Consider the following 24,137-nt stretch of genomic DNA (forward strand, 5'->3'; position numbering starts at 1 on the left):
GCCGGTTCAACATTTACAGCACCTCTTCGACAGTGCGTTCGGCTTGTTCGACTGTGATGCGGCCATCCATGAGGAGGGGCAGAAGTTCGTCGCGGGTTTGGGCTAGGACTTGGTTTTCGTTCCGAGCTTTGCCGAGGCGGCGAAGGAGCGAGTCGCTCACCTCGCCGAACTTCGTCATCTCTTCGGTTGTGGGGACCGGGATGCTGAAGCTGCCTAATGCAGACGGCTGAACCCGTTGGCGCCCCGACGTGCCCGTCATCCCCTTTTCCGCGTGGTCGCGGAACTCCAGCGTTGAGGCGACGCAGAACGGTGCAGCGTACGGCACATTAGTGCGTGGACGCAGCACAATGAATTCAGTCGATCCGACTGCGACTTCATCGACTGCAAGATTGTCGACGAATCCGAGTTTCCCGTTCTCGAAGCACGGTGTAATACGTGCCAATAGCGTGTCACCATTGCGGAACCGTGCGCCGCTTCGCACCTCGCGAGCATCCCAGGATTCGATGAGCATGCCTCCCTGCGGAAGGTTCTTCATATCCAAGTATGCTGCACGCGAGGCGGTTACCGCGGTTCGTGGGTTTATCTCTGCAATCGACGAAAATGGCAAAGTACCTTCGGCTTCGCGACAAATCCAGTCCCACGAGGTGCAGATTAGTTCTTGTCCCACTGCGAGTAGCTTCTGATTCGCCGCGATCTTGTCGTCGAGGGCGCCGAGGACGTCGACGATGGCTTCTTGATCTCGGATATCGGGCAGTGCAACTTCGATCTGTTTGAGCTGGCCTAGATTGAACCCTGGAACGGAGCTGCCAATCGATTGACTGCGCACGTAATCCAACATTGACGGTTGAGAAAGGAAGTAGTATAGGAATTCTGGAAATGCAACTCTGGGGTCTGGGCGGAATCGCATCTGCTTGTTCGATACGATGTATTTCTCAAATTTGGAAGTTTCGTCGATTAGTCCTATCTGGCCGATGGTTCCCCAGCATGTGAATACCAGATCTCCGCGGCGAGCGACTGAACGTGCGAATTCTTCGCAGAATCGTTGGGGTAAGAATACGATATCTTGGTCGATTAGCCTTGTTGAAATACTTTCTGAGAGATTCGATCCTCGGATCATTGGGACGCCGCTGGTTGTAAAGTGCTTCGATGAAACGGCGCTGCCGAACGGGCCCGTTGAAAACGCGTTCGGCTCGGGACTAGCCAGGTCGACGAGTCTCTTGGTGGCCCGGTCTCTCACCCCAACCTCCCTAACTGTTCCCGCACAACCCCATCCAACCGTGCCGACTCGTCCAACGCCGCCGTCAACTCCCTGGTCAGCCGCGCGATCTTCTCGTCGATCGGCTCCAGATCCTCGGCCGACGCACTCGTCCCCACATATCGCCCCGGCGTCAACGCATACCCGGCGTCGCGAATCTCATCGAGTGTGGCGCTTTTACAGAATCCCGGCTCATCCGCATACTCACGTGGCGCGGACGCACGCCCGCGCCACGCGCGATAGGTCCCGGCAATGCGCTTCTCGATGTCATCGTCGGATAACGTCCGTTCAACCCGATCAACCATCTGCCCCAGTTCGCGGGCGTCGATGAACAGCACTTCGCGACTCCGGTCGATGGAGCCGCCGCGACCGCGCGACTTATCCTTCGCGAAAAACCACACGCACACTGGAATCTGCGTGCCGCGGAACAACTGCCCTGGCAGCGCCACAATGCAGGAGACCGCGTCGGCCTCCACCATGTTCTGGCGAATCGCGCCCTCGCCGCCGGTATTGGAAGTCATCGTGCCATTCGCCATCACCACCCCCGCTTCACCGCCCGGGGCCAGCTTCGACCAGATGTGTTGCATCCAGCCATAATTCGCGTTCCGGACCGGCGGCACCCCGAATCGCCAACGATGATCGTCCTCGCGCCTGGCCCAGTCCTTGATGTTGAACGGAGGGTTGGCGAGGACATAGTCCATTTGGATTCCCGGGTGAATATCGCGGGCGAAAGTATCCTGCCATCGCGACCCCAGGCCGTGAGTGTCGATCCCGTGAATAGCGAGATTCATCTTCGCCATCTTCCACGTGCGCTCATTCAATTCCTGACCGAATACCGAGATCTTCGTCGGATCTTCGTTATGCCGCTCCAGGAACTTCTCGGTCTGCACGAACATGCCGCCCGATCCGCAGCACGGATCGTAAACGCGTCCTTCGTGTGGCTCGAGGATCTCGACGAGTACGCGCACCACCGCCGGCGGCGTGTAGAACTCGCCACCGCGTTTGCCCTCGGCCTTCGCGAATTTGTCGAGAAAGTACTCGTACACCTCGCCGAGCAGATCGCGGGCCTTGGTGGCGCCCTCGCCGGCGAAGCGCACCGAATTCATCAAATCGACTAGCTCGCCCAGGCGGCGCTGATCGATATTGTCCCGACCGTAGATCGTCGGCAGGGTGCCGCGCAGTGACTCGTTCTCGTCGGCCAACTGCCGCATGGCGTCGTCGATGAGCTTGCCGACACTCTGCGCGTCGTCGGTCCCCGACGCCGCGATGCCCTTGGCGTTGCGCGCGATGAACTCCCACCGTGACGTCGCAGGCACCCAGAACACGCCTTCGGCGCGGTACTCGTCGGGATCCTCCAGGGTGTCCGCCACGACATCGTCCGACTCGCCCGAGAGCTCGTCGACCAGCGCGGTCCGGCGTTCCTCGAACGCGTCGGACACATACTTGAGGAACACCAAGCCGAGAACGACGTCCTTGTACTGCGACGCATCCATCGAGCCGCGCAGCTTGTCCGCGGCCTTCCACATGGTGTCCTTGAGGTCCTTCGACGACGACGCCGCGAGCGAAGTCTTGTCTTTCGCCACCAGAGTGTGCTCCTTGTCGATCCGTGGTTCGAGTCGAAGCGAGACTACGTCACAAACCCGAGATGTTGTGCCAAGTGAGTTGATAAGGAGCCTTATCGAAGGTCTAGCAGAATCGCTGGATCCAGCAGGCGATAGTGGTGTTCACCGCACTCACGGTCGGTGGCCGACCTCGGCATCACACACAACCACGCGATGTCAGTGCCCGGCGCTATGTTCACCTGTTCGGACGCAACCACACCCACATCGAAGGAATTGCCATGATCAAGAAGTTCGCACTCGTCTCCGCCCTCGCGATCGCGCTCAGCGCGCCGGGCCTCGCCACGGCCAGCGTTGCCGAGCCGACGTCGGGGGACACCGTCACCTACGAGTTCGTCTCCGACGTTCCCGACAATCAGGGGTCGAACTGGTACGACGCCGACAACGACATGAGCACGTTCAGCAATACCCACCTGCCCAAGTACAACGCCAAGAATGGGCACTACTGGGGCACCCAGTCGTTCACGTCACGCTCAACCTACCAGCTCACCGCGGCGAGCATCCAGACCAGCGGCTACTACGCGCAGTGCTTCGTGTCGATCAACGGGGTGCAGGTCAGTGAAAACCACGCCTCGGGCAAGTACGCGATGGCGGTGTGCTGAGTGCACGCAGGCATATGCGACGAAACATCGCTCCCGATGGGGATGGGGCCGGGAACCTCAGCCGCCTCAGCGGTAACAGCGAATCGTTTCCGCCCTGCGCGGCCTCGAGAGGTCGACCGAACTCCGCTACGGCACGGCAGGTTCGTCGCGGAACTCTCCGACCAGGACGTCGGTCGTCGCGCCCCGGCTAAGCTCAACCTCCGCGGCGTCGAGCGCGGCCAGTTCGGCGTGCAACTTCGCGCGCCGGGCGGTCAGCCGAGCGTGGGCGGTCGCGACGATCGGGACCTGATCCGCGGCGACGGTTCGCAGTGACCACGCGTCGACGTTGGCGGCGCGCTGCGCGCGGATGTCGGCCGCGGCGATGTGAGGAAGAATGCGACGGGGATCTCGATACGGCCGCTCGTTCCTCGCGGCCACTCGATCAGCGGGGGGATCGTTCCTCGCGGCCACTCGATCAGTGGGGGTAACTGGCCGGAGCACTCGCGCCGGGGTCAGCACGAGGTGACCGCCGTCCTCGTCGACGATCGCGCGCGGCGGCGTCGTCGGCTGATAGATCACGTCACCCGGTTCGGTGAAAGTGGCTCGGGGAGAGAGTCTTTCGAGGTCGAGTCGGTTGACGCCGCGGGTGCCGATCAGGTCGGGACTGCGAAGTTCGTCGGCGGAGATGACGACCACCGAGCCTGCCGCGACAGGCCCCACGGCGTCGGCGGGCAGGCGCACCCCCGCGATGACGCGCGCCGATCGGTCGGTGCCGACGGTTGCCGCACGCCAGGTGAGCGGACGGACCGGGCTATCCGGCGCAGGTTCGGACCGCAGTGAAATGCCTTGCAGCGCTTCACAGTCGGTCTTGCCGAGCGCATCCCACAGGCGCGCCAGGATCTCGCCGCCGCTATCTGTGTCGCTGTCCGATGACGGGAGCAGCAACTGCTGTCGCGGCACGACGACGCGGGAGGCACGCGAGACACCGCGCAAGAAGGTGTGTGATCGGCGGGCAGCTTCGTCGGTCGCCGCGGCGGTGACGTCGGCGGCGACGGCTTGACTCTCCACGTGCGTGAGCGCATGGGCCGAGTGGTCGGCGTAGACGGTCGAGGCGTTGTGTTCGTCTACGGCCGGGGCGAGAACCCATACCGCGAGTTGCCGGCGTCCGCTCGTGCGAAGCAGGCCTTTCGGCAGGCGCGCTACGTAGCGTAGCGGCGCGAAGTAGTCGACCGAGCCGAGCAATCGGGCACGTCGGCCGGCCGTTTCGGCGGGCAGGTCGTCGATGAGAAGAGCAGCCGGACCGACGATCAGTGCGGCACCGCCCGGACCCAGGTCGACGGTGAGATCGTCCATCCAATCGAAGAATCGAACCGCATCGTCATCAGTGGCCGACGCCCATTGCGCGATGATCAGCGCGTCAGAGTCGGGGGTGTCGACGACGCGAATCGGGATGCCGGCGGCGGCCAGATATCGCCACTGCGCGAGTTGCCACGTACGCAGGACCGAATCGCTCGTCCTGCCGCACTCGGGATACTCGTGTTCGTCGAGGGTAGTCAGTCCCGAGCCCAGCAGCGCCATGCCGCCTGGTCCGGCCGGGATCACTGTTGCGCGCGTGGCGCGCATCAATTCGGTGGCCATCGCGGTTAGCAGCGCCGAGCCGCTGTCGGTCATCGACTCTGCGATCGACACTCGATCCGATGCCATTCCGGCCCGAACGAGTTGTGCCAGAGCCGGTTCGGCGCCGAATGCCGCCTCCGCCAACTCGTCGACGGCGGCTACTGTTCGCGTGTCCGCGAGGGCGTCGGTGATCCGCCCGGACGGGGCAAGAACATCGTCGGCGATGCCGGCGACCACCTCGTACACCTCGGGCGATGACAGCGAGCCGATGTCACCGGCCGCGTGGGATGCGATGAGCAGCAGCAGCGAGGCGATGTCGAGTGCATCCGCGGTATCGGTCAGAAGACTTGAATGCATTGCGACGTCGTCGGCCGCAGCGGCGTTGTTGCCGCGCCCGGTCGCGCGTAGCCAGTCGGCGACGGCATCGGCATCGAATACCAACCGATCAGGGCGAATCGAGGCCGGAAAGGGGTTGTCGCCGGTCGCGTAGCGCCGACGCCAGACGCTCACGACAGGTCGACGGACCTGTGCGAGGTCGGCGATGTCTTGCATCGACAACTGAGCTGTCATGAGAACTCGACTTCCTGAATCTGGTGCCGCCAAGACTAGTTAAGCGATGGGTATTGCTATCGCAGTATTCGATAAGGGATCTTATCAAGACAATTGAGGTCGTGAGTGCGGTGGCCTGCCACTCTTGGACATACGCACACAACGAGGAAGTGAATGATGAGCCGACACGACCGCGAGCCGACGTCCGCCCGGCGACGCCGACGCTGGCCGCGCCACAGTTCTCATGAGTGCCCGAGTCGAAAGGTCAGGTTTCGCGACCACGCCGACGCGGTTGAAGCGCTCCATGCCATCGACAATCGCCGGCACTTCGCCGTCGACGGCGAAGCGTTGAACCGCCACGAGCGCCGCTGCTACCCGTGCCGTGCGTGTCACGGGTGGCATCTGACATCACGGCCGCTCGGACCGGAAATGTCCGACTGAACAGATAGGTTGCCCACATGTCCACTTACCACGACACACTCGATGCCATCGCCTTGTGTATCTCGACTCGAATCCCGGTGATCCTCTGGGGAAATCCGGGCGAGGGCAAGACCTCGATGATCGAGTCCGCCGCCCAGCGCGGATGGCACGTCGAAACGGTGATCCTCAGTCAAAGCGAACCGTCGGATCTGGCTGGGTTGCCGGTCGTGTCTCCGCGAGGTGACGTCGTCTTGGCGCCGCCCGCCTGGGCACGCCGCCTCGCCGAGCACGACGGTCCCGCAATCTGCTTCTTCGACGAGTTCAGACCGCGTCGCCGTCCCTGCAGGCCGCGGCGCTGCGCGTACTGACCCATCGCGAAGTCGGTGATCTGACGCTGCCCGAGTCGGTCACTTTCGTCGCGGCTGCGAACCCCGTCGACGTCGCTGCAGCAGGTTGGGAGCTCGCCGCGCCGACAGCGTCGCGGTTCGTACACCTCGACTTCGCGATGACGCTCGACGTATTTGCTCCCGGTACGGTCGCCGGCTCATGGCCGACGCTGCGGCCCGGCGTCCTACCGGACGATTACCGAGTACGGACCGTCCGCGCGATGGCCGCGGTCACCGGATTTCTGCGTGCCCGGCCGAACCAGCTCAGCGTGGTACCGAAGGACTACGCCTCGCGTTCGCGCAGTTTTCCGACGCCGCGCACATGGGAGTTCGTCGGCCGCCTACTGGCACTCGCGGAGTACGCCGGAGCCTGCGACCGCGTCACCGATCTCGTCGTCGCCGGTGCCATCGGCGAATCGACCGCGCATGAGTTCCTGTCGTGGCGGCGCAACCTCGACCTGCCCGATCCCAATGCGCTGCTGGACGGATCGCAGGCGCTGCGCTTCGAGGGTGTTCGCGCCGACCGGGTGTATGTCGTCTTGCAGTCGATCGTGGCGGCAGTCACCGCGGATTTGACGGCCGACCGGTGGCGGGCCACCGTTGAGCTGTGCTGCCAGGCCGCCGACCAAGTCGGATTCGACCCGGCTATTCCTGCGATCCGCAGTCTCGTCGCCCCGAACGTGCGGCCCGACGGCGCCGAGATGCCCTCTGCCGTCGTGATGTTCGGGCCCGCGCTGATGGAAGCGAGAGTGATGTGAACACGTCGTGGCCCAGCCGGATCACATCGGCACGTCTGTGGATCATCAGCACGCGTGACGACGGCGCGCCTCGTGACCACGATGCGCCGCTCGGGCTGGCCTACCTCGCGACGGCACTGTACGCCCTACATCCGATCGGTTCCGACGCAGTGGAGCGTATGACGGTCGACGAATCGTGGCGGTTGTATGTCAACGTCGACTGGCTCGCGGTCACCGACGTCCCGGAAGTCGGTCGCGAACTGGTGCATCTGCTATGGCACCTCCTCGACGACCACGCCGCGCGGGCGCGGGCCTGCGGGGTGAACGCCGACTCGGCCCGCAGATGGTGTGTGTCCGCTGACGCTGCGATCGCCGAATTCCTCACTCCCGCAGGCGCACTGCCGCGATCGATCCCCGGCCGCCGGCCGCTCCGCACGAGTGTCCCCGCAGAACTGCGGTACGCGCGGGCAAAGCGGATCCCCGACGATGTCGAGACCACCGAGCGCCGCGACGTGTGTGGGTCCGGCGCCGACGGTGTTCCGCGAAGCTACGAACCGCGTGATTCGGGCGACCTGCCGTCGGTGACGCGCCTCGACCAGTCGGTCCTGCGGCGTGCGGTAGCAGCCGAGGTGCTCGCCCAGGACGGTTCAAGCGGCGTCGGCGTCGCCGACGCAAAAGTTCAGCGTTGGGCGCAGACTGCCTGCACACCTCGGATTCCGTGGCGCACCGTCTTCGCCCAAGCGGTGCGACGCGTCGTCGCCACCACCGCGGGTACCGGCGACTACAGCTATCGCCGACCGTTCCGGCGTGCGTCGGCGATGCCAAAGGTGTTGTTCCCCAGCCAAATTCGCGTGGTTCCGGAAATCGCAGTCGTCGTCGACACCTCGGGTAGCATGAACGACCGGCTCCTCGGGATCGCCATCGCCGAGTTAGACTCAATTCTCGTCAGCAGCGGAGCGTCGGCGCGGGGCCTCACGGCGATTTCGGTCGATACCACCGCGGTGTCCAAACGCGTACGGTCCGCGGCCGACATTGATCTGCTCGGCGGTGGTGGCACCGACATGTCAGTCGGGATCGCTGTCGCTGCGCAATTGCGGCCGCGGCCCGAGTTGGTGGTCGTGTTCACCGACGGATTCACCCCGTGGCCATCCGACGCGGTACCGGGCATGACCGTCATTGCGGCGCTCGTCGGGTCGAACGGCGCCGATGCGCTGCCGTCGACGCCGGGTTGGTTGGTGCGCGTCGAATGCACCGTGGAGTACTGATGCCACGCCACCCGTTCACGCTCGACGAGCCCATCGTGGTTCAGGTGCCGTGCAGCACACGCCGAGAGTCGACGTCAGGAAAGGTCCACGACGTTGTTCTGAACCCCGATTGGTCGCTGACGACTCCACACGACGCTGCAGCCGAGGCGGTCGCGGTCGCCCTGGGCGGCTGGTCATCGTGCCACGAATTTCCGAATGTCGTTCAAGCCGTTCGCTATTTCATCGCTCTCAATCTGCGACGAGAGTGGTTCCCGTTGGTACACGACTACGTGGGCCGCTGGTCCGCGGGCGTCGGTCACCACTTCCCGGACGTCTACACCGCTTCAGCGTTCGTTCGGTCCTACGACCATGCGGCGCAGCGGTACAACGCGGAACCCACGCAGATTGCGATCCTGGCGGAGGCCACCGAATGGTGGACTGCGACGGATCGGCCCGAGACGTTCGACCGCTGGCGCGACCAGTTGGCGTGCGGCGAGGTCGGAAAGCTCTGGGAGGCGGGGATTCATCCGGACAGCATTCCGCGTATCCGCGCGTGGGCCGGCGCAGACCACGCCGAGATCAACGCCGAACAGGTCATCGAGCTCGCCTATACGGACTTGACGCCATCGGACATCCGCCTGCTGACCTCCGACGTCGGTTCGGTCTGCGACGCCGCGGACTGGCTCGGTGGGGGAGTACATCGGAGCAGGCCGTGGCTGCAGGTGACGCGATGACCGCTCATCTGGTGCCGCAGGCGGTGGAGTTCGTGATCGACGCGATGTACGCGGAGGACGGCGTGCGCCGCGGGCGTCGCCGCCCGCTCCCGGCGCAGCCCTGCCACGACTTCGGCACATCTGTCACCGGATGTACCCAGTTCCCCGAATCGTGGACGCCCGACATCGCCGATCAGCGGGCACAGGAGTTGGCGACCGCATCGGAGGTGGGGTGGAGTGCCATCGGCGACCGGCGGTTGTCGTATCGCGAATATCCAGACGGAGTGTGGTTGATGGCACTTCATCAGGAGGTCGACGGGCATCCACGGCGATTGATCGGGCGCTTTCCCTGGCGCTACGGCGGCAATGTCACGGCTACGGACATCTCGGAGCGAGGGCGCTACCAGCGGCTGTTCGACGGACTCACCGAAACGCTGGCGCACGCGGGAGACAGCGAAGTCGACAGGCTGTGCGAGTCCGCGGGCTACTTGTTCAAGACGGGTTGGGTGGCTGAGTCACTGGGCTGGCTCGTGCGAGTCTCCGCCGGGTACGCGATCGCGCTACCCGAATCGACCTACCTTGAGTTGTACGCGCTGAGCGTCATCGGACTTTTCGAGACGCAGACCGCCCTGGACGATCTCATCGCGAGGTTATGGGCGAGGTACTACCCCGCGACGTGGGGCCTGTCCCCGTTCGCAGGTCGCCGCTTCTTCGGGGTCGACAGCGTTCCGAGCCGGGGGGACCTGGTCCGCGCTGTGCGGCGGTGGTTGGGCAGTGTGTTGCCTGCGGACGTCGTGTCCGACCCGGAGACACTGGTCGAGTGCGGCGATATCGGCCTGTGGGGATATCACCTCGACCTTACGGTTCTGGGTCGAACTGCGGTGTTCCGGGCCGGACCACAGCTCACGTTCGCGCCCAGCTCGGGCGATGCCGACGAGATCCGCTGGGAGGACGATGAAGGCCCGGAACCGTGGACGATGACTCTTACCGCGACTGCGCACCCGTGCGCTCGACTTGCGGCGTTCGTCGTCGAATTGGCGCTCTGTGAAGTGCTCGGCTCGGGTTGTGACGCCATCGCGCTGCCTGCGGGCTTTCGGCCCGGAAGCGATGACGAATCGGTACTTCGTCGCGAGTCAAGCTACTTGGATCTACGGCGTTTGGTCGTGGTCGAGGAGTAATCGCGTATTTGCCGGTCGCGTCGCGTGGCAAATCCGAGTCTGATCCATCGTCACCCCACGGGAATACCTCCCCGACCACCCGACGTTGGCACAACCGTGCTCACGATCTCCCAGCCGCTGATCGACGCCATGGTGGCGCATGCTCGCTCCGACCACCCGGACGAGGCGTGCGGCATCATCGCCGGTCCAGACGGCTCCGACGTTCCGCAACGTTTCGTGGCGATGATCAATGCCGAGCGCTCCCCGACGTTCTACCGCTTCGACTCCGGCGAGCAGCTACGGCTATGGCGCGAAATGGACCGCAACGACGAAGAGCCCGTGGTCATCTATCACTCGCACACCGCGACCGAGGCCTATCCGAGCCGCACCGACATCTCCTACGCGTCCGAGCCCAACGCTCACTACGTGTTGATCTCCACCCGCGACGCCGACGCCGCGGAGATCCGTAGTTACCGCATCATCGACGGTATCGTCACCGAAGAGCCCATCGAGATCACAACCGAGGAGTGAAAGTGCCTGTCTCCGTATCCATTCCGACCATCCTGCGGCCATACACCGGCGGTGACAAGCGCGTCGACGCCGCAGGCGCGTCACTGCGGGCGGTCATCGACGACCTGGACAGTCGCCACGCGGGAATCAAAGACCGCCTGGTCGCCGACGACGCTCTGCACCGGTTCGTCAACGTCTACGTCAACGACGAGGACGTGCGCTTCACCGGCGGCCTCGACACCACCGTCGACGATGGCGACGACGTCACCATTCTGCCCGCGGTCGCCGGCGGATAACGGTGGCCCGATACGACTCGCTCGTCGACTCCCTCGGCCACACGCCGCTCGTCGGACTCCCGAAACTCTCCCCACGCTGGGACGACGCCGACGGCCCGCACGTGCGGATCTGGGCCAAACTCGAAGACCGCAACCCCACTGGATCCATCAAGGACCGCCCGGCGCTGAAGATGATCGACGCCGCCGAGCGCGACGGCACGCTGAAGCCAGGCGACACGATCCTCGAGCCGACGAGCGGCAACACCGGTATCGCACTGGCGATGGCGGCGAAAGTGCGCGGCTATCGGCTCATCGTGGTCATGCCGGAGAACACCTCGGCCGAACGTCGCCAACTTCTCACCATGTTCGGCGCCGAGATCATCTCCTCGCCCGCGGCAGGCGGTTCCAACACCGCGGTGGCGAAAGCGAAAGAGCTTGCGGCGCAACATGATGATTGGGTCATGCTCTACCAATACGGCAATGCCGCCAATGCGTTGGCCCACTATGAGGGCACTGGTCCCGAACTCTATTCCGACCTTCCCGAGATCACGCATTTCGTCGCGGGACTCGGCACCACGGGAACCCTGATGGGCGTCGGGCGATTCCTACGCGAACAGAACCCCGACATCGAGATCGTCGCCGCCGAGCCCCGCTACGGCGACGAAGTGTACGGGCTGCGCAACATCGACGAGGGCTTCATCCCGGAGTTGTACGACGCCTCGGTTCTCACCCGCCGATACTCGGTGACCGGTGGCGACGCGCTGGCACGTGTACGCGAGCTGATCGAGACCGAAGGCATCTTCGCCGGCGTCTCGACCGGCGCCATCTTGCACGCCGCGCGCGGCGTCGGGCGTCGGGCACTGAAGGCAGGTCAGCGCGCCGACATCGGCATCGTCGTCCCCGACGCCGGGTGGAAGTATCTTTCGACGGGTGCCTACACGGGTAGCCTGGATGAGGCCACCGAGGCCATCGCCGATCAACTCTGGGCGTGACCGCCCCGCACAGCCAGGCCAGGAAGGGACCGATGACGTACCCACCGAACGTCAACTCGGGCGCAGGCACCCTGAGCGACAAACCATTGTGGATCCGTTCGGCGATCATCATGGCGATCATCGTCGCCGTGCTGTTCGTCATCGAAGCGATCGACGCCGCAACGAATTTCGAGCTCGACGACAACGGGATCGAACCACGTCAACTGGACGGGCTCGGCGGGATCGTGTGGGCACCGCTGCTGCACGCCGACTGGGCGCATCTGATCGGCAACGTCACCGTCGGAGCCGTGCTCGGCTACATGCTGTTGCTGACTCGGCGATTCCTCGCGGTCACCGCGATCGTGTGGGTGGTCTCCGGAGTGGGAATCTGGCTGTTCTCACCGCCGTACACGGTCACCGTCGGGGCGTCGGGTGTCATCTTCGGATGGCTCACCTTCCTGTTGATCCGGGGATTCTTCAATCGACAGATCTGGCAGATCGTGACCGGTGTGGTGTTGCTGTTGATCTACGGCAGCGTGTTGTGGGGGATGCTGCCGTGGGCCGTCGGCGGACAGGTCTCGTGGCAGGGGCACCTGTTCGGAGCGATCGGCGGGGTGCTCGCCGCGTGGTATCTGGCGGCACGTGATCGTAAGAAAGCCGCCCAACCCTTCGTCTGAACACGAGCCGACATCCGAAAGGCCCGACCATCACTTCTTCCCTCGTCGTGTCCCAAAACACCGACCAGACTTCGGCCATCGGCATTTTCGACTCCGGCGTCGGCGGCCTCACCGTCGCACGTGCCATCATCGATCAGCTGCCCGACGAAGACATCATCTATATCGGCGACACCGCCAACGGACCGTACGGGCCGCTGACGATTCCCGAGATCCGACGCCACGCCCTGGCCATCGGCGACGACCTCGCCTCTCGCGGCGTCAAGGCGATCGTCATCGCCTGCAACACGGCGTCGGCCGCGGGATTGCGCGACGCCCGGGAACGCTATGCTCCGATTCCGGTGATCGAGGTCGTGCTGCCCGCGGTCCGACGCGCCGTCGCGGCGACCAAGACCGGTCGGATCGGTGTCCTCGGCACCGAGGCGACCATCGCATCGCGTGCCTACCAGGACTCGTTCACCGCCGCGCGTGACGCCGTGATCACCGCGGTGGCATGCCCGCGGTTCGTCGACTTCGTCGAACGCGGCATCACCAGCGGCCGCCAGATCCTCGGCCTCGCCGAGGGGTACCTGGAGCCGCTGCAAGAGGCCGACGTCGATACCGTCGTTCTCGGTTGCACGCATTACCCGCTGTTGTCGGGCGTCATTCAATTGGCGATGGGCGAACAGGTGACGCTCGTGTCGAGCGCGGAGGAGACCGCCAAGGACGTTTTCCGAGTGCTCACCGAACGTGATCTGCTGCACCCGCATTCCGATCGCACCGCGTCGAGGGTGTTTCAAGCCACCGGCGACCCCGAATCGTTCAAGAAGTTGTCGACGCGTTTTCTCGGTCCATCGGTTGGCGAGGTCACACACCTATAGGCGATGTGTGTCGTAACCCATCGCTTCGGTTCCGTGTAACCGAAGACGGCGGTTCGCCGACAATGGATCCGTGATGCGTGGCAAGGTGGGCATATGCGGTTGACGGTGCTTGGGTGTTCGGGAAGTGTTGGTGGTCCCTCCGTCGCCTGTTCTGGCTACTTGTTGACGGTTCCCGACCAACAGCCCGTGCTGCTGGATTGCGGTCCGGGCGTTTTCGGTGAATTGCAGAAGTACGTCGATCCCAACGACGTGGCCGTCGCACTCAGTCACCTGCACGCCGATCACTGCATGGACCTTCCCGCGATGCTCGTATGGCGTCGCTATGCCCCGACGCCGGCCGTCGGTCGGGCCCCGATGTGGGGTCCGCCGGGGGCGGCTCAGCGCATCGGCGCCGGATCGTCGGAGTACGCGGGCGACATCGATGACATATCCGACACCTTCGACTCCCAGGATTGGGTAGAGGGCAAGCCCGTGGAACTCGGCGGAATGACGCTCGTGCCGACGAAGATGGACCACCCGCCGGAGACCTACGGCGTGCGCGTCACCGGCCCGGAAGGGCAGACGCTCGTCTACAGCGGCGACACCGGCGCGTGTGACCAACTCATCGAGATGGCCTCCGACGCCGATGTATTCCTTTGCGAGGCATCGTGGACTCACGCGCCCGACGAACGGCCGCCGCACCTGCATCTGTCCGGCATCGAAGCCGGTGAAGCAGCCGCCAAGGCTCGAGTGAAACACCTCGCGCTGACTCACATCCCGCCGTGGACGTCCACCGACGACATCGTGGCCGAAGCCCGCAGCGTCTATTCGGGACCGATCACCGTCGTCGCACCGGGGCAGATCATCGACGTGACGTCCACGGTGGTCGCCTGATCTCATGTTGCCGGCGACCGAAGCTGAATTGCGCGCGTCGTTCATCAATTGCTCCAAGGGCGAGGCGGCACGGCTGGGAATTCCGCTGCATCTGCGCGGCGACATCGGTGGACTCGGTGGGCGGTACTCGAGATCGGTGCCGTGGGAGGACCTCGACTTCATCGGTTGGGCCGATCCGGCGTCGGCGGGTCGTGGCTATCTGGTGGTCCCCGACGGGGACGATCTCGTCGGAATCGCCTTGCGGTACAGCCGATCTGGTGCCGCCGGCCTGCGTCGAGCGCAAATGTGCTCGATCTGTTCGACGACGCACGGCGGCGGTGGCGTGTCACTGATGACGGCGCTGCGGGTGGGCGAGGCGGGACGACGCGGCAATTCGGTCGGACGTCACATCTGCGCGGACTTCGATTGTTCCCTCTATGCTCGACGCCGCAAAATACCGCCGATGGGCAGGCAGTTTCGGGAGGATTTCGACGTCGAGTCGCGCGTCGAGCAGGTGCGGACGTCGATGGCGGCGTTCGTGGAACGGGTACGCGCGCCGGAACCGGGTCGATGAGCAGATAGGGTTATCGACTATGACGACACGTGCTGACGGCAGGGCCGACGACGAACTGCGGCCGATCTCGTTCATCCGCGGATTCACCTCGCATCCGGCAGGGTCGGTGCTGGTGGAGTTCGGGGCGACGCGGGTGATGTGCACCGCGAGCGTGACCGACGGTGTGCCGCCGTGGCGGCGCGGATCCGGATTGGGTTGGCTCACAGCCGAATACGCGATGCTGCCGGCGTCGACGCACACGCGGTCATCGCGCGAATCGGTGAAAGGCAGGGTCGGCGGACGTACGCATGAGATCAGCCGCTTGGTGGGGCGCTCGTTGCGGGCGTGCATCGACCTCGCGGCGATCGGCGAGAACACCATCGCCATCGACTGCGACGTGCTGCAGGCCGACGGCGGCACGCGCACAGCCGCCATCACCGGTGCCTATGTGGCCCTGTCCGACGCCGTGACCTGGTTGGGTGCGGCGGGCAAACTGTCTGACCCGCAACCGATTTCGTGTGCCATCGCGGCCGTCAGCGTCGGCGTGGTCGACGGCCGGGTCCGACTGGACCTGCCCTACGAAGAGGACTCGCGCGCCGAGGTCGACATGAACGTCGTCGCAACCGATGCCGGCACCCTGGTCGAGGTGCAGGGGACCGGCGAGGGTGCGACGTTCCCGCGCGCCACGCTCGACAAACTGCTCGACATGGCCCAGATCGGTACCGAGAAACTGTTCGAGGCACAGCGTGAGGTCCTCGCGGCGGAGTACCCGGGCACGCTGCCGTCATGAGTCGGGTGCTGCTGGCCAGTCGGAATGCCAAGAAGCTCAAGGAATTACGACGAGTCGTCGCGGCTGCCGGGTTGACCGGACTGGAGGTCGTCGGGCTCGACGATGTACCGGAGTACCCCGAGGAGCCGGAAACCGGCGCGACCTTCGAGGAGAATGCGCTCATCAAAGCCCGATCGGGTGCACGCGCAACCGGATTGCCCTGTGTGGCAGATGATTCCGGTATCGAAGTGGACGCGCTCAACGGCATGCCGGGCGTGCTGTCGGCTCGTTGGTCGGGACGCCATGGCGACGATCAGGCAAACAATGACCTCCTGTTGGCACAGTTGAGCGATGTGCCGGCGGAACGTCGGGGAGCGGGGTTCGTGTCCGCCTGCGCTCTCGTGCTGCCCGACGGTGCCGAGACGGTGGTCCGCGGCGAATGGCGGGGCGAGCTGTTGTGGGAACCCAAGGGCGTCAACGGTTTCGGCTACGACCCCCTGTTCGCGCCGGCCGACGAGGTAGCCGAAGGTCGCAGTTCGGCGCAACTGTCACCGGACGAAAAGGATGCGATCAGTCACCGCGGAAAAGCGCTGGCCAGGTTGGTGCCGGCGTTGAACGAACTCGTAGTGTCTTAGGGGATAGCGATACCCCGCTCCCCGAGTGCCGAACTCGTAGTGTCTTAGGGGATAGCGATACCCCGCTCCCCGAGTGCCGAAACGAGCTTGCGAGTTTCGGTGTATCGAGGGGCTGGCGAGACAAAGATCCCAACGCAACCAGATCCGTTGCACGCATACGAATTCGCGGCAGAGAACACCGGCCGTCGGTGGATCCAGGCCGGGGTGTCGGCTCGCGTCTGGACAGCGCCACTGCCGCGTTCGCACTGCGGTAGTGCGTTCACGCGGCGGTAGTGTTGACGAACTGCCGCTGCGGTAACTTGGTCCCGCGGACGTAACCCCGCAGCGGGCAGCGGTTACGGTCGCGCGAATTCGGTCACCGCAGTGCAACATTGGCTACCGCAGTGCGAACGGCGAGCCCACCGCCGCGGCTTCAGGGTCTTTGCGGCCGACACCGCGATCGGCGCGACACCGACGCCCGCGCCGAACGCTCACCTGACAACCCCGACTGCCGCAGTCACACAACCCTCATTCGCCCCAGCAGTGACAACGAATCGTTTCACCATGCGACCGTCCAACACCACCATCGCATCGACACGGGAAATCCGATGCGACACTCCACTAGCCGACGCAAATGCGCTTCGGTGTTGCCTGGATTACCGGCCGCGACGGCGTGAGCCGCCAGTTTCCACTGGTGGAGTGAGGGGAAGGCGAGGGGAAACCACCAGTTCCTGGCTTCCGACGGTGGGGAAGTGGCGGCTATCGTCGAATCGACGTGTAACACGACGCAGCGAGATTCAGCGCGGCATCTTATCGATCGTCGCCCTCGTGAAAGCGATTGCGCGATCACAGATTTCGTCGATGGGAGGCGCGTTGGCGGAGATGTACTGGGCGAGGGTGGACACGCCTGCGCCAGACGATTGCACGTGCGTGACGCATGTCGTCGAGTTTATCTCCGACACCGCCACCTGCCGTCCTGAGATCTCCAAGTCCGGCCGCCACGTTAGAGATCGATTCTGAGACTTGTAGGCAGCGAGTGAAGCCTGATTTCCGACGATTTGGCTGACGGACCAAGGAGACTTTTCGTGGTCTCGCCATCTACAACCTCGTGCGGTTTGATGGTCGACTGTTGCGGCATCTTCAATACTGGCGGGATCAAGCCCTAGTCGTTCCGCTACGGCACCTGTGACCGCAACGCAAGGTTCGTATTCGGTGCCATCATTTCCTTGATTCCATCGGTTGGGAAAAGTGCTCGCGAATGGGAGTTGTGGGTGCAGTCGCTCCGAAACTTGGGCCGTCGAGAGGTGCGAGCTGTCGAAGTTGCTGACGGTACACCCAGTGCACATTAGTACCGCTACACACAGTATGACTGTCAGGCAGGTGTATGACTTCATTTGTCTAAACCGTCAACGTACTGCTGTTTTCCGAATCGGCAGCCGTGAGCGTCGCGGCGCTGTTCGAACAGCCGTTGCTCAGCGACGTACACGCATCGGCCTGAACTAGTAACGACTCATACCAACTGTATGGTCCGTTGACTAACGCAGCTTGGAGCGCCTCGTAAACCGCGGTTCCCTCGACGCACCCGTCGCCGAAGTAGTTCCGGGCCAACACGGCCGAGACTTGCATCGCGCACGTCCTCAGCTCTTCGGCGGCGACGCGCGCGGCCTCGGCTCGGGCGCGCCAGGCTTCCTCCTGAAGCTGCACGACGCTGGTTCCGTGGACGCTGACGCCGTTGTCATCACCTGACGCCGAGCCCGGCGTCGACGCGCTGGGCGTAGCGCTCTTGCCGCCGAGTCGGACGTAGTCCCCCGCGTTCGGTTGTGTCACCGTGCCCTCCCTCGCATGTGCCGTCGAATGTAGCGATCCCAATTTGGACGCACGGGGGAGGCGTTCGGTTCCATCGAATTCGGACGAATCGGAGTTCGGAGACGTCAGACGTTGAAGTTCTGCTTCACGTCCTTGGTGCGGATGTGTTCGAAGTAGAACGACAGGAACGGGATCGTGCCCGCGATCGCGGTCGCGACGGTCTTTCCGAGTGGCCAGCGCACCTTGATGGCGAGGTCGACGGTGAAGATCAGGTAGGCGAAATAGATCCAGCCGTGGACGATGCCCACCCAACCGAAATTGTCGACGCCGAAGCCGTACTTGGCGATCACTTCAGCCACCAGGAGCAGTAGCCACACACCGGTGATCCAGGCCAGAGTGCGATAGCGCAGCAGTGCCCCGCGAACCTTTTCGATGGGTGTGGTGGCCGGCTGGTTGCTCGACTCGTTGCCGACGGACACGTCGCTCACGTGAGGCCTCTTTCTGCGGGTGGTGTGTCTGAGCTGCTGAGTTTCCTCAGGTAGGTGTTGTAGGCGACGAGGCTTGCGTCGTCGTCCGGGTCCGATGATGTGCCGAATGCCGATGCGCTCGGCGTCGTTGGGCGGTCGGGGAGTAGCCCGTCGGGGATCGCGGTCTCGCCGTGCGCGTCCGGTGCGATCTTGGCTTGTTCAGCGGGGTCGGACTCCAGTACGACGAACCGTCGGTAGGCGTAGATGACCGCGATCGCGAAGGCCGGCCATTGCAACGCGTAGCCGAGATTCTGCGCGGTGCCCGACGCCGATTCGTAACGGCTCCACTGCCACCAGGCGAGCAGAAGACATGCGAGCGCTGCCACCACGGTCAGGATGATCAACGCGGGCCGGTGCCGACGTCGATGAGCCGACTGTGGTTGCGAGTGCATCCTTCGAAGGTACCCGGATGACGCGCTACCGCTGGTCGCGGGTTCGCCCCGGGTGACCGCCGTCACCGACGTCCCGACTTCGTCACCGCGGCGTCGAGGCGGTACAGTGAAACCGCTCACGCGCGAGTGGCGGAATTGGCAGACGCGCTGGATTTAGGTTCCAGTGTCTTCGGACGTGGGGGTTCAAGTCCCCCTTCGCGCACCATAGAACCCTCACTGCAAACATGACGTCCGTGAACAGCCAGTAAGAGGTCATCGATCAGGAGTTTGGCGTCGTCAGCAATGGCGGTGTTTTCTGTTTGGGCGGTGATCTGTCGGTAGGTGGCGTAGGCGGTTTGCTGACCGGTGTCGGCGTTGTGGGTGGCTAGCTCGGTGTGGTGGCCGGCATCGGCGGCGAGGAGTTCGGCCAGCGGCGACGTGACATCCTGGGCGGTAACTGTTTCGTCGTGGATGTAGAGCCGCTTGAAGGTGGCTTGGTTGAGACGGCGGCGTGTTTCGTCACTGGCGTGGAGGTAGAGCTCGTAGGGGTTCGCGATCAGCTGGAGGGCGAGGTCAATGAACTTTGCGCCGCGGCTCAGATCGTCCTCTACCTCGTCGAGTTGGCTGGTGAGGCGTTCACGTTGTTCGACGATGTCGCGGAGTCGTTGCTGGACCTTGGTGGTGGCGAGTGTGCCTGCGGCGGCGAGATCGAGCAGATTTCTTCTTTGACGTCGAGTTGTTTGAGTTGAGTTGTGAGCTGTTTGCGGTGGAGGCGGCTGGCGGTGGCCGTATCCGCGATCATGGCGTTCATCTCGGTTCGGAGGCTTGCGACGAACTCGGGTGATAGTTGGACTGTCTTGTAGTGCTCCTCGATTGCTGCTTCAACGAGGTCGGTGTTGTTATAGGGAGCATCGCAGGTGTGGTCTTGTACTCCGCGGCAGAAGAAGTAGCGGTATTCGCCGCCATTTCGGCCGGTGGCGCGTTGGATGATTATCCGACGCTCGACACCCGCGGCGCGCTTAGTGTGCCGTTTCCACCTGAAACACCCCAAAACCCAAGGTCGCATCACGGCGAGTCCGCAATTTCCGATTGGGTGAGCCAAGTCAGGTTAAATGACTAGGGCGGTCGCACGGTTTGGAAGCAATAAGATTGGTCAGTTGAGTAGTTGATCTATGTTCTGAATATCGCTACACCGACTCCGAACAGGAGATTGACGGTGACCATCGCCACGGTAACCGCGCTGAAGATGCTGTGCAGACACTCGGGAGCGTGGCCTCGCCCGCTACAAGAAGTCGAGAGCATTTGTATTTCGTCGAATATAGTCCGGAGTGCGATCACCGTACTTCGCGACGAGACGCTTGTAGCGCTTTGCGTTCGATCGAACGGACCAGAGCATCGCTGCAACAGTAACCGTGGAGAGGGCGATCAAAACTGCGACAACACGAAGTGTCAACCACCAGCCAGAATCGCCGACGAGCCAAAACCATGTGCTTACAGCGCCGCCGACTGCGAGTGTGACCACCGCGCCGATGCTCTCAGCAGTGCCGGAGTCGTTGCGCAGGCACGACAGAGCCGCTGAGTCCTTCATCGCAGTTCCGCTGTAGTAGAGCTTGCGGTACGCGCGAATCGCGGCCCTTTCGTTTGAATCGAGCAATACCGGGGCAGTGGATAGGTTCTTTGGTTTCCGTAGGTGCTTGGCTTCCCAGGCAAGGCGTGCCTCGGTGCGTTCTTCGGGGGTTCGCTGATCCTTCGGACGATCGACGTAGTTGGTCGTGCGCAGAACGGAGGTGGGCGCACTTCTGTCGGCTTTGGCTATCGCCACGGTTTGCAGCTGGTCAGTGTCCCGTGCCCCCTGCCCTTTGGCGTGTGCCAGGCGTTCGTTCGCACGATAGGTAGCCTGGGCCTTACGCTCTGCCTCAGCATGCCGCACTATGATCGCCTCGGCCGTCGAATTGACCGCAGTGAGTTCGCCAAGTGGTGAATAGGTAAAGAGCGCGATAGTGACTCGGTCGGCGTAGGCGACGGCATCCCGTGAGTAGCCCGCGGAGTTGATGAAGAGCATGTCAGCGACATCAGCACGTACGGCAGCCGCGCCGTAGAAGCGCTGGAGATGAGGCCGGCCCGTTTGAGATGCCTCCCACTTCACCTGCGCGACAGCGGAGGTAGCCACGACATCGATTCCGCCGTCTGGTCCAATCGGCGTTGCGGTTGCGTCGACGTAGCCCAGCGCACGCATGCGGGCAGCCGCATTTAGTTCGGCCGCGCGCGCCGACGTGATGTACTCCATCGTTGGTGATCCGATCTCTGATGACTCCAAAGTTGTTGCTACGCTACCGCATTCAGAGACGACTGTCCCGTGTCGTCCAATTCAGGCGAACGGAGGCGTCTCGGTGACCAGCAACGACTGCATGTTCTGTGGGCTCTTTGTGGCGACGTGGCAAGAGTGCCAGATGTCGGCCGTCAATGAAGACTGCTGACATCTGGCGTGTGAAGACCGATATCTTATCGTATGGCAATCGGCGCTACTCCTGTGGATGGTGACATAGCGAAACTCTTCTGCGCGACCAATCGAACTTATATGCATATCGGGCTATAGTAAGCAGAATATGTCATACTACTATATCGATAGGCTACTCGGAGATATGCAAGCTGCACTCTCAGAGGTTCGCAAGAGCATAGATTCCTTAAATGATCGCGTCGACCGGCTATCGACTGATCTCAGTGAAATGGATGGTCGCGTGACCAGACGAATGGACGGCCTAGAAGAAACAGTGAATCGTGGGTTCGAATGGCTCGACAACCACGCGCATGAAATGAATGATCGGTTGAATGCAATCCAGGTCTGGGATGGTGAGAAATTTCAGGAAGTTCACAAACAGCCTCACCTCCATGATGGATGGGTCGCCTGGAATCCTGCCGACCGTGCGCCGACAGTCAGTTCGAAAAGGCGTAGTTGGGAGGTTCGTGCATGGGCGCAAGAGAATGGATACAAGATCAGCGACCGCGGACGTATGCCGCTAACGGTGATTGAGGCGTATGACGCTGTGCACTGACATCGGACGTACGTCAGAGTCTTTCGCAAGACCGCTTAGAATCGTTCCACCGAATGTCGAGCACCTCGTGCAGTAACGAACAAGTCCGGGCACTGCGCGGCTGGGGGCAACAACGGTGGCGTCTACCTGGTCGAAGGCGGCTGTGTTGCGCTGTCGGTGATTGAATCGTACGACAAGCCACAAGGCCTGGAGGTTTCGGACGGGCTACTCGACGAGGTGAGGAACATTCATGCAGGTCAACAGTCGTCTGACGATGTGTCAGGGATCACAGATAGCCTCCCACTAGGTAGTCAACCCGACTATCGCTCGATGCCACGGCATGGGTTTCCAGACGTGCCCCGCCGGACTGGCCTTTGGATGGGAGTAGCACGTGAAGTATTTGTACTGGACTGGTGTCGTCGTCATCGGGCTTGTTCGCGCCAGGCGTCGGTCACCTCAACCGGATCCATCTCAGCTACAGATGCCGTCGTCCGAGGCCATGAGGCTAGTGACTGAAGTGAGGCGGCTTCTCGCAACACGAGCGAGGTCGACGGCGCTCGGGTTTATTATCGCGCTGCCATTCATAATTGTGCTTTCCGGCGTTGAGGCACTGACCTTTGGGCATCCTGGCGAGGATTCCGATCTCTACGCTCCCCAGCGGTGGATACCGGATATGCGGAGTCAACTGGACGGGGTGATTATGCCTGAAATGGCGCGAAATTGGGCTGTCGCAGCTTTGGCGCTCACAGCCACACTGTGTATTACGGCTGCTTCTAAGAGCCAGGCGGGCCCCACGTTACAGAGTCAAGTGGCCGCTGGCTTCGTGCGGGAGTACGTCGACGGCGTAACCTTCTTCCTCGCACTTATGACTCCCATTGTCACCGCGGGTGGATGGCTGAGTGTCACCGATAGGTCGTCAGTCGGCACGATGGTACTAACGACGCTAACTGCTCTGGTTATCCTAGGATTGGCAAGTCTGCCCACCGACGAATTCACCCCCGCACGGCGCGTGTGGCGTATCGCCCAGTGCAAGGAACGCGAAATGAAGCTGATCACGTGGCGTGAGACGCTAGCCAGCAAGGGTGTGCCCGAAATCGGTGAGGCTCAGTCGTCATCCGTCGTCTATGGTTTCGTCACTCGTACCCTGGTTGTCTTCCTGGCACTGTTTGTTTCGATGTCCGTTATTGTACCACTCGTACGCGTGATGCGGGGGTGGTCTCCAATCGCACCTCACAGCTGGTCGTTGCTACTGTTGGTGATTCCGGCGGCATATTACAATCTAGCTCTTGGATGGGGAGCGGTCTCACTGTGGTCGAGTTTCCGTGTAAAGCACCCGAAATGGCACTTTATCGGAAAGACGCTTGTTCCGGTCGCTCTGTGGGTTGTTACAGCGATAGGGGCAGTAGTATCTGTAGTCGCCCAAAATGGAGTCGCCACAACTGGGGTGCTCGCGTTCTTGTTACTCGGCGTTCCGGCTCTGCTTGCGCTTCAATTGCCGATGTCGCGGTCGGCGCGAATTGGCAGAATGCATCGATTTGCGGAATGGATGGCGCGTCCAGTGTGGCAGCAGGTCCAGACCCGATTGGACCGTCACGCTGAGGTAATCAAGGTGGATCTCAAGTCGGAAGTAAGCAACGTGCTCTACACGCGGTTCGACGGTATTGATCCGACGTAGACGGTCCGGTCCGCCGGCATCCGCCGCTGTCGGCGTCGTGGTGTTTCGGCGGACCTTGTTCGACCATCAACGTCTTGTGAACGAGGTTTGGGCCGAAGGTAGCCACGGAGGACTCTGACGTGATCGCGCCCCAGGCTGTCCAGCATGCGCCCACCCTTGCATGCCAGTCTCCGGCTGAGTAGTGGGCGCGTTTGTCGATCGTCAGCGCAAAGTCGTTGTCTCACAGCGTACTTTCCAGCTATCGGCGGATAAGCTGACGGTGCTAGGAGCGTTCGTATATGCGATTCGCAGTACGTCTTCGGCGAGCGCTTCTGCTCGTCGCATACTCGGGTATGTGACATGTGTTGACCTGTCAGTTGACGATAGTGAG

26 protein-coding genes and 1 tRNA gene are annotated in these 24,137 nt (G+C 62.9%); 19 read left to right on the forward strand and 8 right to left on the reverse strand.

Annotated elements, in window-relative coordinates; all coding sequences use genetic code 11:
- Window positions 1-13: 13 nt before the first annotated feature.
- Together HH308_RS24015 and HH308_RS24020 are read right to left on the reverse strand one after the other, a co-directional pair.
- Window positions 14-1,117, reverse strand: a complete 1,104-nt coding sequence (locus tag HH308_RS24015; RefSeq protein ID WP_246284808.1) for a restriction endonuclease subunit S — start codon at window positions 1,115-1,117, stop codon at window positions 14-16.
- Window positions 1,118-1,233: 116 nt separating this feature from the next.
- Complete coding sequence (locus tag HH308_RS24020) at window positions 1,234-2,781, reverse strand: class I SAM-dependent DNA methyltransferase (protein WP_170196826.1); 1,548 nt, start codon at window positions 2,779-2,781, stop codon at window positions 1,234-1,236.
- A gap of 314 nt (window positions 2,782-3,095) precedes the next feature.
- Here HH308_RS24020 and HH308_RS24025 point away from each other — a divergent pair, with 314 nt between their 5' ends.
- Window positions 3,096-3,476 carry a hypothetical protein gene (locus tag HH308_RS24025; RefSeq protein ID WP_170196795.1) on the forward strand — a complete coding sequence of 127 codons (381 nt, stop codon included), beginning with the start codon at window positions 3,096-3,098 and terminating at the stop codon, window positions 3,474-3,476.
- A 126-nt stretch (window positions 3,477-3,602) separates the two neighbouring features.
- Here the strand turns inward: HH308_RS24025 and HH308_RS24030 are convergent, their stop codons facing one another.
- Window positions 3,603-5,642: a DNA-binding protein gene (locus tag HH308_RS24030; RefSeq protein ID WP_170196796.1), complete on the reverse strand. Its 2,040-nt coding sequence runs from the start codon at window positions 5,640-5,642 to the stop codon at window positions 3,603-3,605.
- A 437-nt stretch (window positions 5,643-6,079) separates the two neighbouring features.
- Between HH308_RS24030 and HH308_RS24035 the strand changes: the two genes are divergently transcribed.
- The 14 genes from HH308_RS24035 to rdgB all read left to right on the forward strand — a co-directional run bounded on the left by HH308_RS24035 (window position 6,080) and on the right by rdgB (window position 16,377).
- Window positions 6,080-6,409 carry a P-loop NTPase family protein gene (locus HH308_RS24035; protein WP_170196797.1) on the forward strand — a complete coding sequence of 110 codons (330 nt, stop codon included), beginning with the start codon at window positions 6,080-6,082 and terminating at the stop codon, window positions 6,407-6,409.
- Window positions 6,410-6,546: 137 nt separating this feature from the next.
- The gene (locus HH308_RS24040) at window positions 6,547-7,185 is read left to right on the forward strand and encodes a hypothetical protein (RefSeq protein ID WP_170196798.1); all 639 of its coding nucleotides are present in this window, start codon (window positions 6,547-6,549) and stop codon (window positions 7,183-7,185) included.
- The gene (locus tag HH308_RS24045) at window positions 7,182-8,429 is read left to right on the forward strand and encodes a vWA domain-containing protein (RefSeq protein WP_170196799.1); all 1,248 of its coding nucleotides are present in this window, start codon (window positions 7,182-7,184) and stop codon (window positions 8,427-8,429) included. Before HH308_RS24040 ends, HH308_RS24045 begins: the two co-directional genes overlap by 4 nt.
- Window positions 8,429-9,142, forward strand: a complete 714-nt coding sequence (locus HH308_RS24050; RefSeq protein WP_170196800.1) for a hypothetical protein — start codon at window positions 8,429-8,431, stop codon at window positions 9,140-9,142. The genes HH308_RS24045 and HH308_RS24050 overlap by 1 nt, the downstream gene beginning before the upstream one ends.
- Window positions 9,139-10,299, forward strand: a complete 1,161-nt coding sequence (locus tag HH308_RS24055; RefSeq protein WP_170196801.1) for a hypothetical protein — start codon at window positions 9,139-9,141, stop codon at window positions 10,297-10,299. The genes HH308_RS24050 and HH308_RS24055 overlap by 4 nt, the downstream gene beginning before the upstream one ends.
- 96 nt (window positions 10,300-10,395) lie before the next feature.
- Window positions 10,396-10,809 carry a M67 family metallopeptidase gene (locus HH308_RS24060; protein ID WP_170196802.1) on the forward strand — a complete coding sequence of 138 codons (414 nt, stop codon included), beginning with the start codon at window positions 10,396-10,398 and terminating at the stop codon, window positions 10,807-10,809.
- Between the two features lie 2 nt (window positions 10,810-10,811).
- A complete protein-coding gene (locus HH308_RS24065; protein WP_170196803.1) occupies window positions 10,812-11,084 on the forward strand; it encodes a MoaD/ThiS family protein in 273 nt (90 codons plus the stop codon).
- A gap of 2 nt (window positions 11,085-11,086) precedes the next feature.
- Complete coding sequence (locus HH308_RS24070; RefSeq protein WP_170196804.1) at window positions 11,087-12,055, forward strand: PLP-dependent cysteine synthase family protein; 969 nt, start codon at window positions 11,087-11,089, stop codon at window positions 12,053-12,055.
- 32 nt (window positions 12,056-12,087) lie between these two features.
- Window positions 12,088-12,711 (forward strand): rhomboid family intramembrane serine protease, encoded by a 624-nt coding sequence (locus HH308_RS24075; RefSeq protein WP_170196805.1) that lies wholly within the window; start codon window positions 12,088-12,090, stop codon window positions 12,709-12,711.
- Window positions 12,712-12,758: 47 nt separating this feature from the next.
- Entirely contained in the window at window positions 12,759-13,568 is an 810-nt protein-coding gene (gene murI, locus HH308_RS24080) for a glutamate racemase (protein WP_312870833.1), read from the forward strand.
- 93 nt (window positions 13,569-13,661) lie between these two features.
- Window positions 13,662-14,441: a cyclic nucleotide-degrading phosphodiesterase gene (locus HH308_RS24085; protein WP_170196806.1), complete on the forward strand. Its 780-nt coding sequence runs from the start codon at window positions 13,662-13,664 to the stop codon at window positions 14,439-14,441.
- Window positions 14,442-14,445: 4 nt separating this feature from the next.
- Window positions 14,446-14,994 (forward strand): FBP domain-containing protein, encoded by a 549-nt coding sequence (locus tag HH308_RS24090; protein WP_170196807.1) that lies wholly within the window; start codon window positions 14,446-14,448, stop codon window positions 14,992-14,994.
- Window positions 14,995-15,013: 19 nt separating this feature from the next.
- Window positions 15,014-15,763 carry a ribonuclease PH gene (gene rph / locus HH308_RS24095; protein ID WP_170196808.1) on the forward strand — a complete coding sequence of 250 codons (750 nt, stop codon included), beginning with the start codon at window positions 15,014-15,016 and terminating at the stop codon, window positions 15,761-15,763.
- Complete coding sequence (gene rdgB / locus HH308_RS24100) at window positions 15,760-16,377, forward strand: RdgB/HAM1 family non-canonical purine NTP pyrophosphatase (protein ID WP_170196809.1); 618 nt, start codon at window positions 15,760-15,762, stop codon at window positions 16,375-16,377. Before rph ends, rdgB begins: the two co-directional genes overlap by 4 nt.
- A gap of 776 nt (window positions 16,378-17,153) precedes the next feature.
- Here rdgB and HH308_RS30740 read toward each other — a convergent pair.
- The 4 genes from HH308_RS30740 to HH308_RS24120 form a co-directional block, all read right to left on the reverse strand.
- A complete protein-coding gene (locus HH308_RS30740) occupies window positions 17,154-17,750 on the reverse strand; it encodes a DUF3558 family protein (protein WP_170196810.1) in 597 nt (198 codons plus the stop codon).
- A 4-nt stretch (window positions 17,751-17,754) separates the two neighbouring features.
- Window positions 17,755-18,183, reverse strand: a complete 429-nt coding sequence (locus HH308_RS24110; protein WP_170196811.1) for a hypothetical protein — start codon at window positions 18,181-18,183, stop codon at window positions 17,755-17,757.
- Between the two features lie 104 nt (window positions 18,184-18,287).
- Entirely contained in the window at window positions 18,288-18,641 is a 354-nt protein-coding gene (locus HH308_RS24115) for a DUF3817 domain-containing protein (protein ID WP_376767268.1), read from the reverse strand.
- A 5-nt stretch (window positions 18,642-18,646) separates the two neighbouring features.
- Window positions 18,647-19,081, reverse strand: coding sequence for a transcriptional regulator (locus HH308_RS24120; protein ID WP_170196813.1), 435 nt, complete (start codon window positions 19,079-19,081; stop codon window positions 18,647-18,649).
- 120 nt (window positions 19,082-19,201) lie between these two features.
- Here HH308_RS24120 and HH308_RS24125 point away from each other — a divergent pair.
- Together HH308_RS24125 and HH308_RS24130 are read left to right on the forward strand one after the other, a co-directional pair.
- Window positions 19,202-19,286, forward strand: a tRNA-Leu gene (locus HH308_RS24125).
- A 172-nt stretch (window positions 19,287-19,458) separates the two neighbouring features.
- Window positions 19,459-19,809 (forward strand): hypothetical protein, encoded by a 351-nt coding sequence (locus HH308_RS24130; protein ID WP_170196814.1) that lies wholly within the window; start codon window positions 19,459-19,461, stop codon window positions 19,807-19,809.
- 533 nt (window positions 19,810-20,342) lie between these two features.
- Here the strand turns inward: HH308_RS24130 and HH308_RS24135 are convergent.
- Window positions 20,343-21,347: a restriction endonuclease gene (locus HH308_RS24135; protein WP_170196815.1), complete on the reverse strand. Its 1,005-nt coding sequence runs from the start codon at window positions 21,345-21,347 to the stop codon at window positions 20,343-20,345.
- A gap of 319 nt (window positions 21,348-21,666) precedes the next feature.
- Here HH308_RS24135 and HH308_RS24140 point away from each other — a divergent pair, with 319 nt between their 5' ends.
- Window positions 21,667-22,113: an Lsr2 family DNA-binding protein gene (locus tag HH308_RS24140; RefSeq protein WP_170196816.1), complete on the forward strand. Its 447-nt coding sequence runs from the start codon at window positions 21,667-21,669 to the stop codon at window positions 22,111-22,113.
- 1,021 nt (window positions 22,114-23,134) lie between these two features.
- Window positions 23,135-23,767, forward strand: a complete 633-nt coding sequence (locus tag HH308_RS24145) for a hypothetical protein (RefSeq protein WP_170196817.1) — start codon at window positions 23,135-23,137, stop codon at window positions 23,765-23,767.
- The last annotated feature ends 370 nt before the right edge of the window (window positions 23,768-24,137 follow it).

It is taken from the genome of Gordonia asplenii, assembly GCF_012933505.1.
Taxonomy (GTDB): domain Bacteria; phylum Actinomycetota; class Actinomycetes; order Mycobacteriales; family Mycobacteriaceae; genus Gordonia; species Gordonia asplenii.